The sequence below is a fragment of the Vibrio sp. Isolate22 genome (genome assembly GCF_022398115.1).
GTDB lineage: Bacteria > Pseudomonadota > Gammaproteobacteria > Enterobacterales > Vibrionaceae > Vibrio.
This window is the reverse complement of the sequence record NZ_JAKEUW010000158.1, coordinates 1-591: the sequence shown is the minus strand read 5'-3', so window position 1 is coordinate 591 and position 591 is coordinate 1. Positions and strand designations below refer to the sequence as shown.

The 591-nt window shown below is 39.4% G+C and carries 1 protein-coding gene; it reads right to left on the bottom strand.

The features are described 5' to 3' along the window. On the bottom strand, nucleotides 1-372 hold a 372-nt coding region (locus L1D55_RS27510), incomplete at its 3' end, for a hypothetical protein (protein WP_239919520.1). Between the last annotated feature and the right edge of the window lie 219 nt (nucleotides 373-591).

The window sequence follows — 591 nt, the reverse complement described above, 5'->3', positions numbered from 1 at the left end:
TAGCCCTCTAGGCTGAACAGTGTCACCGACTGTGATAGTGGAAGTATTGTCATCACCAGAATGATATATATTAAGACTATTCCAACTACTCGAATCTGTCTGGCCGGTGTCTACATTTACGTTAATGTATGCGCTATTGTCACTGCCATTTTGGCTTGCAGTGAAAGATGTGAGACCATTCAAAATTGCATTTTCAGGAACAGTGGTTGAGTCTGCCTTTTGAATTTTGTTTCCCGTGCCTGCTGATTGAGTGATATTTACTTGGCTTAATCGTTCACTATTATCAGATTGTTGGATTCTAATCTCATTCGCGTTGACATTTAGTGATACCATTACAGCTAGAGCGGTCGTTGTATACATGTAGGTTTTCATAGTAAATTCCTTCTTTATATATTCCACTATCCTAGTTCTAACGCTTGCTTATATCTAGGGTGGTTTTGAATGCGCGAGGTTAAGTAACCTCGCGTCATTTACTTTATTGTGAAACATTCATCGAGAACGTCGTCCCTGGATTATTGATTGATGCCGTTAAATGAGCATTATCATTGGACTGGTTTACAGTAATGGTTGCATTGTCGGGAAGACTATTTG